The sequence below is a fragment of the Klebsiella sp. genome (genome assembly GCF_027492335.1).
GTDB lineage: Bacteria > Pseudomonadota > Gammaproteobacteria > Enterobacterales > Enterobacteriaceae > Klebsiella > Klebsiella huaxiensis.
This window is the reverse complement of record NZ_JAPUEW010000069.1, coordinates 1-8440: the sequence shown is the minus strand read 5'-3', so window position 1 is coordinate 8440 and position 8440 is coordinate 1. Positions and strand designations below refer to the sequence as shown.

Annotated in this window: 8 protein-coding genes; 5 read left to right on the top strand and 3 right to left on the bottom strand. The window is 59.6% G+C overall.

Annotation, left to right across the window (positions count from 1 at the left end):
• Nucleotides 1-208 precede the first annotated feature (208 nt).
• From phnS to phnV, 4 genes are read left to right on the top strand one after another with little or no spacing between them, the layout of a single operon-like run.
• Nucleotides 209-1222, top strand: a complete 1014-nt coding sequence (gene phnS, locus QVF11_RS21240) for a 2-aminoethylphosphonate ABC transporter substrate-binding protein (RefSeq protein ID WP_287859057.1) — start codon at nucleotides 209-211, stop codon at nucleotides 1220-1222.
• 5 nt (nucleotides 1223-1227) lie between these two features.
• Nucleotides 1228-2337, top strand: coding sequence for a 2-aminoethylphosphonate ABC transport system ATP-binding subunit PhnT (gene phnT, locus QVF11_RS21235; RefSeq protein ID WP_287859055.1), 1110 nt, complete (start codon nucleotides 1228-1230; stop codon nucleotides 2335-2337).
• 2 nt (nucleotides 2338-2339) lie between these two features.
• Nucleotides 2340-3200, top strand: a complete 861-nt coding sequence (phnU, locus tag QVF11_RS21230; RefSeq protein ID WP_287859059.1) for a 2-aminoethylphosphonate ABC transporter permease subunit — start codon at nucleotides 2340-2342, stop codon at nucleotides 3198-3200.
• A 2-nt stretch (nucleotides 3201-3202) separates the two neighbouring features.
• On the top strand, nucleotides 3203-4000 hold the full coding sequence (phnV, locus tag QVF11_RS21225) for a 2-aminoethylphosphonate ABC transport system, membrane component PhnV (protein ID WP_112217383.1): 798 nt from the start codon (nucleotides 3203-3205) through the stop codon (nucleotides 3998-4000).
• Nucleotides 4001-4103: 103 nt separating this feature from the next.
• Here phnV and selB read toward each other — a convergent pair whose 3' ends face one another.
• The 3 genes from selB to QVF11_RS21210 all read right to left on the bottom strand — a co-directional run bounded on the left by selB (nucleotide 4104) and on the right by QVF11_RS21210 (nucleotide 8045).
• Complete coding sequence (gene selB / locus QVF11_RS21220) at nucleotides 4104-5945, bottom strand: selenocysteine-specific translation elongation factor (RefSeq protein ID WP_142513471.1); 1842 nt, start codon at nucleotides 5943-5945, stop codon at nucleotides 4104-4106.
• On the bottom strand, nucleotides 5942-7330 hold the full coding sequence (gene selA / locus QVF11_RS21215; RefSeq protein ID WP_287859053.1) for an L-seryl-tRNA(Sec) selenium transferase: 1389 nt from the start codon (nucleotides 7328-7330) through the stop codon (nucleotides 5942-5944). Before selA ends, selB begins: the two co-directional genes overlap by 4 nt.
• Before the next feature lie 106 nt (nucleotides 7331-7436).
• Nucleotides 7437-8045 carry a glutathione S-transferase gene (locus tag QVF11_RS21210; RefSeq protein ID WP_112217380.1) on the bottom strand — a complete coding sequence of 203 codons (609 nt, stop codon included), beginning with the start codon at nucleotides 8043-8045 and terminating at the stop codon, nucleotides 7437-7439.
• Between the two features lie 35 nt (nucleotides 8046-8080).
• Here QVF11_RS21210 and QVF11_RS21205 point away from each other — a divergent pair.
• Nucleotides 8081-8440, top strand: a 360-nt coding sequence (locus tag QVF11_RS21205) for a hypothetical protein (protein ID WP_287859051.1), incomplete at its 3' end; no start/stop codon positions are given.

The window sequence follows — 8440 nt, the reverse complement described above, 5'->3', positions numbered from 1 at the left end:
GCTACGCTGACCGGGCTACGGGATCGAGCAGCCTGCTGGTTTGGTAGCCCGGACAGGCGCGTCAAGCGCCGCCTCCGGGGAAAGCAACGCACTGCTGTTTTTAACCCTTTCGACACACTTTATTCATCGTTTTGTCATAAACCCCCGGTAGCGTGAAAGCCAATCTGGTATAGACCATTTAATTCACTCACCCGAAAAGGCTGACACGATGAAACTCTCCCGACTCGCTCTGCTATCCGCTATCGCCCTCGCCAGCGCCCCGGTTTGGGCCGATGGTGTGGTTACCGTCTATTCCGCTGACGGCCTGCACGATGGCGACAACAGCTGGTATCAAAATCAATTTGATGCCTTCACGAAGGCAACGGGTATCAAAGTGCAGTACGTTGAAGGCGGCTCTGGGGCGATTGTCGAGCGTCTGGCGAAAGAGCGTACCAATCCACAGGCTGATGTGCTGGTGACGGTTCCGCCATTTATTCAGCGCGCCGCCAAAGAGCAGCTATTAGCCGAATTTAAGCCGCAGGGCAGCGAACAGATCCCCGGCGTCCACGACCGCTACTCACCGCTGGTCAACAACTACCTGACCTTTATCTACAACAGCAAGCTGCTGAAAGCCGCCCCGGCCAGCTGGCAAGATCTGCTCGATAACCGCTTCAAAAACAAGCTTCAATACTCCACGCCGGGTCAGGCGGGCGACGGCACCGCCGTGATGCTGCAGGCGTTCCACAGCCTCGGTAGCAAAGACGCGGGTTTCGACTATCTCGGCAAACTTCAGGCGAACAACGTTGGGCCGTCGGCTTCGACCGGCAAGCTGACCGCGCTGGTCAACAAAGGCGAGTTGTACGTCGCTAACGGTGACCTGCAAATGAACCTGTCGCAGATGGCGCGTAACCCGAACGTACAAATTTTCTGGCCAGCAGACGCGAAAGGCGAACGTAGCGCGCTGGCGCTGCCCTACACCGTCGGCCTGGTACAGAACGGTCCGAACAGCGAAAACGGCAAAAAGTTGATTAACTTCCTGCTCGATAAACCGGCTCAGACCAGCGTCAGCGCGCTCTCCTGGGGGCTGCCGGTACGTAGCGATGTCGCGCCGGAAGATGCCAACTTCAAAGCAGCAAAAGCGGCGATTAGCGGCGTGAAAAGCTGGGAACCGAACTGGGACGATGTTGCGGTTTCACTGTCGGCGGATATTGCCCGCTGGCATCAAGTGACGGACAGCGAGTAAGCGTGATGTTGATGAAAACGACTGCCTCTCACACACCATTATTGGCGGGAACCACCGGGATTACCCTCGACTCGCTGCGCGTTTCTTATCACGGCAACGTGGTGCTAAAGCCGCTGTCATTGACCATTGAACCGGGTGAAGTGCTGGCGCTGATTGGCCCCTCCGGCTCCGGGAAAACCACGGTGCTGCGGGCGATAGCCGGATTTGTGCAGCCTGCGGGTGGTCGAATTTTGATTGGCGACACCGACGTCACTCATCTGCCGCCGTATAAACGCGGCCTCGGGATGGTGGTGCAAAACTACGCCCTTTTCCCGCATATGAAGGTGGAAGATAACGTTGCTTTTGGCCTGCGGGCGCAGAAACAGTCGAAAGCGCTGATCGCCGAGCGAGTCAACGAAGCGCTGAAAATCGTTGGTATGGCGGATTACGCCAGCCGTTATCCGCATCAGCTCTCAGGCGGCCAGCAGCAACGCGTCGCCATTGCCCGCGCTATCGCCGTGCGTCCGAGAGTATTACTGCTTGATGAGCCGCTCTCGGCGCTGGATGCGCAAATCCGCCATAACATGGTGGAGGAAATCGCCCGCCTGCACCGCGAACTGCCGGAGCTGACGATTCTCTACGTCACCCACGATCAGACCGAAGCCCTGACCCTGGCGGACAAGATTGGCATCATGAAAGATGGTTCGCTAATTGCTCACGGCGAAACTCATCAGCTTTACCACTATCCACCCAATCGTTTTGCCGCTGAGTTTCTCGGGCGCGCCAATATCCTGCAGGCGACGGCGCTGAAAGATACCTCGGGGCCGGGGCTGGTCAGCGTCAGCTGCGGCGGCGGGCTGATTAATGCTTTCAGCCATGGCGGTCAGCACGGCAACAATAAGCTGTTATGCATACGCCCGCAGCATATGAGCCTCTCACCGCGAACGGCCACCAGCAACCGACTTAACGCCACCTTGACGTCGGTGCACTGGCAGGGTGATTTGACCCACCTGGTATGCGACGTCGCGGGGGAAGCGGTACGCATCGTAATGACCCACGTGGATCCGCTGCCGCGTGCGGGCGACAAGCTGGCGCTCTATTTTGAACCCAATGATGCGGTCCTGATCGAGGTGTAATGATGTCGCAAACGCTCACGCTTGTGCGCTCGCCCCTGAACCTGCGGCCCTTTCTGTGGCTGCTGCTACCGCTGCTGGTGCTGGCGACGCTATTTTTCTATCCGCTGCTGCTGATTGCTGAGCAGGCACTGCGCGATGCCAGCGGTCACCTGAGCCTCGGGACTTTCTGGCAGGTGGTGGAATCCCGCCGTTTTATTAACGCATTGTTCAATACGCTGCAAATCGCGGTCTTTGCCACGCTGGGCTGCCTGCTGCTCGGCAGCGTGCTGGCGCTGATTCTGGTATTTATTCCGTTTCCCGGCAGCCAGTTTATCGGCCGGGTCATTGATACCTTTATTGCCCTGCCGACTTTCCTCATCACTCTCGCATTCACCTTTATCTACGGTTCGACGGGCTTGCTGAACGGCACGCTGATGTCGCTGTTTGCTTTCGAACTGCCGCCGGTCGATTTTCTCTATTCGATTCAGGGGGTGATTCTGGCGGAAATCACCGTTTTCACTCCGCTGGTGATGCGCCCGCTGATGGCCGGACTGCGGCAAATTGATAAAAGCCAGCTCGAAGCGGCGAGCATTCTTGGCGCCCATCCGCTGCGGGTTATCGGCCAGGTGATATTCCCGGCGGCGCTTCCGGCGCTGATGGCAGGCGGCAGCCTGTGCCTGCTGCTGACCACCAACGAGTTCGGCATTGTGCTGTTTATCGGCGCTAAAGGGGTCAATACCCTGCCGATGATGGTCTACAGCAAAGCCATTCTCGAATCGGATTACGGCGTGGCCTGCATGATTGCGCTAATAAATATTCTGCTGTCGCTGGGGCTGTTTATGCTCTACCGACTGGCCGCCGCGCGTACCGGCGCAAGGAGCTAACGATGTTGATTTGGTCGCGTAAAGGCCGCACTGCGGCGGGCGCGTTGGCGGTAACGCTGTTTGCCGGGTTCTTTTTTCTGCCGCTGGCGGTGATTTTAATGTCCAGCCTGAGTCAGCAGTGGAACGGCCTGCTGCCGTCCGGCTTTACCCTCGGGCACTTCGTTAACGCGTTTCGCGGCGCGGCGTGGGATTCGCTCTTTTCCAGCCTGATGGTCGGTTTCTACGCCAGCCTGTTCGCTCTGCTGTGCGGCATGTGGGCGGCGCTGGCCCTGCGCCAGTACAGTGTGAAGCTGCAAAAATACCTCGGGCTGATGTTCTATTTGCCGAGCGCCATTCCATCGGTGTCCGTGGGTTTAGGTATTCTGGTGGCCTTCAGCCAGGGGCCGCTACAGATGAACGGCACCTTCTGGATTGTGCTGGCGGCGCACTTCGTGCTGATTTCCGCCTTTACCTTCAGCAACGTTTCCACCGGGCTGGCACGAATTTCCGCCGATATCGAAAACGTCGCCTCCAGTCTTGGCGCATCGCCGTGGTATCGCCTGCGCTATGTCACACTGCCGCTGATGACGCCATGGATGATCTCCGCGCTGGCGCTGAGCCTGTCGCTGTCGATGGGGGAGCTGGGCGCGACGGTCATGATCTACCCGCCGGGATGGACGACGCTACCGGTCACCATTTTCAGCCTGACAGACCGCGGCAATATCGCCGACGGCTCGGCGCTGACTATTGTGCTGGTGGGGGTGACACTACTGCTGATGATTAAGCTTGAGCGCATCGCTCGCCGGATGAGCCAGCGTTAACGCTATTTCCCGGTGGCACTGCGGTATGAACCGGAAACATGGGTAACAGTCTTGTAGCCCGGACAGGCGCAACGCGCCGCCTCCGGGATTTACCTGATAATGCTTAAAGAAACAAAGCTTTATCGCGCAGAATATGATCGTTGCCGCGACGGCGGGTAAAACCGATGCGGTCGAAATACTCCAGAATCTGAATCGCCAGCTTGCGCCCGACGTTCAGCGTATCGCGAAAATCCGCCGCGCAGGTGGAGCCCCTTTCCAGATCCAGCTCGCGGATCATTTTGGCGAATTCGACAATCCGATCGTTACGATAGTAGCGATCTTTAACGATCGCGGTAATCATCCCCTGCTGCGCCGCCTGGCGTAATACCGCGCGCATCAGTGACTCCTCGACGTTGGCTTCCCGCGCCAGATCGCGCACCCACCATGGCTCATCGCCAAACAGCCCGGCGACCCGCTGCCAGATGGCCTGCTGCTCGTCGGTAAAACCCGCTTTATGCTCCGGCAGATGCAGCCAGCCGTGATGGCTGTGAACGATACCGCTTTCGCGCATCTGCTCAATCAGCAGCAGCACCAGCGCTTCATCCTCCATCGGCAGCGCAATACGCCGCAGACGTTCGCGGCCCGGACCCGGCTCATCGCGATGCTGATCGTGATAACGCGCCAGAGCATCGAGCAGTTTTCGCTGCCAGCGCGCGGCCAGCGGGGCGCTAAGCAGACTGTTTCCTGCCTGGAGATAGTCAGGACGGCTAATCAGCGCGTTCAGGCCTTCGTCGCTGAGCTGACGCGCCCAGGCGAAATCATCAAGGCGAACCGCATCGCGCTGAAGATGAATATCCAGCGCCTGAACGTCATCGTCCTGCGCGGCCGCTAACGCATGCAGCCACTGTAAATATTCCGGCTTACGCTTACCCCGGCGCGGTGGATTCAGCGCCACCACCCGCGCACCGGCTAGCGTCAGGCGAGCGGAAATATCGCGCAGCACCAGACGGTCGTTATCCGCCAGCCGCAGCGGCGTATCCAGCACCAGCTCCGCCAGCGCGCCCTCGAGCAGCGACACGCGGCCGGTAATATGGCTGGCGGCATGATGGATATGCAGCGGCTGCCACTGGCTCAGCGGCGCATGGCACTGAAGTTCGACAATCACTCGTTCAGAGGCTTCCGGCGGCTGCGCAGAGAGCAGCCAGTCGCCGCGATTCAGTTCCTCTTTTTGCGCATCGCCAGCGATATTCAGAGCGATGCGTTGACCAGCCCATGCTTGTCCGACCGACTGATTCTGCGCGTGCAGGCCGCGCACACGCATTGGTTTATCCACTCCAGTCAACCACAGCGTATCGCCAACGTTGACCTCGCCGGATAGCGCGGTTCCGGTGACCACCAGCCCCGCGCCTTTGACGGTAAACGCGCGGTCAAGAGCCAGACGAAAACGCTGATGCTGCGGATGCGCCCGCGCACTGAGCTGAAGTAAATGCTCACGCAGCTCGGCAATGCCCCGGTTTTGCGTGGCCGCTGTGGCAAACAAGGTGGCATCGGTAAAGCCAAATTCCGCCAGCACTGCATCGATTTCCGCCCGTACTTCCTCTACCCGCGCCGCCTCAACGCGATCCGCTTTGGTTAGCGCAACGGTTAGCGTCGGCTTTCCGGTGAGCTGAAGGATCGCCAGATGTTCGCGCGTCTGCGCCATCACGCCATCATCGCAGGCCACCACCAGCAGCGCGTGATCGATACCACCAACGCCGGCCAACATGTTGGACAAAAACTTTTCGTGGCCGGGAACGTCGATAAATCCCAGCACCCGACCGTCAGGTTGCGGCCAATAGGCGTAGCCCAGATCGATAGTCATCCCGCGCGCTTTCTCTTCCGGCAGGCGGTCGGCGTTGATGCCGGTAATCGCCTGTAGCAGCGTGGTTTTGCCGTGGTCAACGTGTCCGGCGGTGGCAATAATCATCTCAATAACATCTCCATAAACCGGGTTTCATCCTCAAGACAGCGCAGGTCAAGCCACATGCGGCCATCATAAACCCTGCCGATCACCGGCACAGGTAACAGACGCCAGCGGGCCGCCAGAGCCTCCAGTTGGCTGCCGCGACCATCGCGCGGGGTAAAGGTCAGCGCCGCGCTGGGTAAACGATCCACCGGCAGCGAACCGCTGCCGATCTGCGACAGACATGGCTCAACCCGTAAGTCAAAATCAGCATAATGTGCCACCAGACTTGCCTGCAAACGCTCACCCTGCTGGTGGATCTCATCCACCTTGCGGGTCAGCAGACGCAGCGTCGGCAGCTCGGCAGCTAGTTTTTCCGGGTGCAGATAGAGGCGCAGCGTGGCTTCCAGCGCTGCGAGGGTCATTTTATCCGCCCGCAGGGCACGTTTCAGCGGATGGCTTTGCAATTGCGCAATCAGCGCCTTTTTACCGACGATAATCCCCGCCTGCGGGCCACCCAGCAGTTTATCGCCGGAGAAGCTCACCAGGCTGACGCCTGCGGCGATCAGCTCTTGTGGCATCGGCTCTTTCGGCAGGCCGTAGTGACTTAAATCGACCAGCGATCCGCTGCCAAGATCGGCGACCACCGGGATATTCAGCTCGCGGCCTATCTCCGCCAGCTCCGCTTCATCGACCGCTTTAGTAAAGCCCTCGATGCTGTAGTTGCTGGTGTGCACCTTCATTAACAGGCCGGTATTCTCATTAACGGCCTGACGATAATCTTTGATGTGGGTGCGGTTAGTGGTGCCGACTTCATGCAGGATACAGCCCGCCTGGCGCATGACGTCGGGAATGCGAAACGCACCGCCGATCTCCACCAACTCTCCGCGCGAAACTACCACCTCATTGCCGCTGGCGGTGGCTGCCAGCATCAGCAGCACCGCCGCCGCGTTGTTGTTGACGATACAGGCATCTTCCGCGCCGGTTATCCGGCACAGCAGATCGGCCAGCGCGCGGTCGCGGTGGCCGCGTCCGGCATCGTCAAGATCGTATTCCAGCGTGACCGGGGCGCGCATCGCCTGAGCAACCGCCTCAACCGCCGCCTCCGCCTGAATGGCGCGGCCCAGATTGGTGTGCAGCACGGTGCCGGTCAGATTAAAAACCGGGCGCAGCGCGCTCTGCTGCGTCTGCGTTAATCGCCGCGTGGTTTCCTGCAACCAGTCATCGCTCCAGTCGGGTAGCGCCTGGCTCTGGCGGATGTGCTCTCTTGCTTCTTCCAGCATCTGGCGCAGCAGCGTCACCGTCTGGGAGTGGCCATATTGCGTCAGCAGCGTGGAAAATGCGGGTTCGCGAAGTAGGCGATCGATGGCCGGAAGCCGGGTGTAAAGCGCACGAATCTCGGTAGTCATGAATGGGCCTGGCGGTAAGTTATTTTCCCCCCTCCCGACGGGAGAGGGAGTCAACAAATAAGCGGTGATTGTACCGCTTCCGGGCAGAAACTGTTACCTGCCTGGGTCAACTCCTCGGCGGTTCGGTGCGCGCAAAGCTGGCGCGCTGAAAGAGCGAATCCACCAGTCTGACCAGCTTAGGGCGGGTGGCGCACCAGCCCGGCGCGACGCGGCGAAAGTTAAGGTAAGCGATAGCGCAGGCCGCCGAAATGGTCGCTAGGTTGACTTCATCCGGGCGTAAAGTCCCGTCACTCGCATAGCCTTCCAGCGCATCCAGACCGCGCGCGACCTTTTCCCGTTGGCGTAACAGTTCGCTTTCCGACTGCTGTGCTGCCGGGCGCGTTTTCTCTCGCACCAGAGCCAGTGCGGCTTCCATAACGCCATCAGCCAGCGCCTCAAGCTGACGCATTTTCAGCGCGGCTTGTGGCTCCGCTGGCAGCATATTCGGCGCGACGCCGAGTTGCTCCAGGTATTGCGCGATAATCTGCGAATCGTACCAGCATTCACCATTGTCGGTGACCAGCGCGGGCACTTTCCCCAGCGGGTTATACTGCGCTACGCCGTTGACGTCGTTGTAAGGGAATTCGTTGACGAACTCGAAGGGAATATCTTTTTCCAGCAGAATGACGGAAATTTTGCGCACAAAGGGACTGGTATAGCTGCCGATCAGTTTCATTGCCTGCTCCTTTCGCCAACAAAAAGGTAAGTATGGTGCAGACTGCTGTAAAAAACCGCGAAGCAAAAGGAAATTCGGCGAGCCACGGCGCATTTCCCGGAGGCGGCGCTCAACGCGCCTTGTCCGGGCTACCAGTCCGCAGACAACTGGAAACCCGTAGCCCGGTCAGCGCAGCGCCACCGGGACGAAGCAGCGCCAATGCCTCAGCCCCGGCGCATTTCCCGGAGGCGGCGCTCAACGCGCCTTGTCCGGGCTACCAGTCCGCTGACGGCTGGAAACCCGTAGCCCGGTCAGCGCAGCGCCACCGGGACGAAGCAGCGCCAATGCCTCAGTCCCGGCACATTTCCCGGAGGCGGCGCTCGACGCGCCTTGTCCGGGCTACCAGTCCGCAGACA